Origin of the sequence: Desulfobulbus rhabdoformis (genome assembly GCF_016919065.1) — a bacterium.
GTDB lineage: Bacteria > Desulfobacterota > Desulfobulbia > Desulfobulbales > Desulfobulbaceae > Desulfobulbus > Desulfobulbus rhabdoformis.
In genome coordinates, this window is the sequence record NZ_JAFFQA010000140.1 from 1 (window position 1) to 858 (window position 858).

Sequence of the window (858 nt, forward strand, 5' to 3'; positions counted from 1 at the left end):
ACACCGAGAACACCATCGAGAAGCTCACCATCTGCTTCCAATACTGGACCTAAACCGGAGGATCGACCATGTACAGCTTTGAACTGCCAAGCGGCACTGAACTCGAGCTTCGGGAAATGACCGGGGCTGAGGAAGAACTACTCACCAACCAGCGCCTGATCCGCTCCGGAGAGGCGATCAACCAGGTGCTCCGCAACTGTTTCGTCCGGCTGGACGAGAAGACCGCCCCCGATCTTTCCGAGGTGATGAACCTGCTCTCGGGTGACCGGCTGTTCGCCCTGGTCCGCCTGCGCCAGATTTCCCTTGGGGACGAGGTGGAGCTGGAGCTGAGCTGTCCGAACAGCGCCTGCCGCATGACCAATTTCGTGACCGTCAATCTCGAGGATCTCAAGGTCACCCCCTACGGCGAGGAGCGGGAGTTCTCCTTCAAGCTGCCCGGCTCGAAGAAAACCGTGCGCTTCGGATATCTCGATGGCCACAAGGAAAAGCGACTGGCCAGCCTGCGCGAGCCCAATATCAGCTCGGCCATGCTCATACGTATCCTCGACATCGACGGCAAGGCTCCCTCCAAGAAGAGCCTGGCGGAAATGTCGATGCGCGACCGCAACGCGCTGCGGCAGGAGATGTCGCGGGTCGACGCGGGAATCGACACCTCGGTCGAAACCGAATGCGATGGCTGCGGCACCAAGATCCGCACCCGCCTGGAGGCCGAACCGGCTTTTTTGTTCCCAGGAGTTCGCTTGTAAGCGACGCATTCTTTCTCGCTTACGGCGGACTGCACTGGGGCTGGTCGGAAACCCGCTCGCTGCCGCTCAGGGTCCGGCGTCAGTTCGTCGAGGCCCTCGAGCGGCAGCTTGA

Annotated in this window: 1 protein-coding gene; it reads left to right on the forward strand. The window is 61.1% G+C overall.

Going from position 1 to position 858, the window contains the following annotated elements; translation table 11 throughout:
- The first annotated feature begins 68 nt into the window (after positions 1 to 68).
- Positions 69 to 746, forward strand: coding sequence for a T4 family baseplate hub assembly chaperone (locus JWJ90_RS24110; RefSeq protein WP_011366978.1), 678 nt, complete (start codon positions 69 to 71; stop codon positions 744 to 746).
- Positions 747 to 858 lie beyond the last annotated feature (112 nt).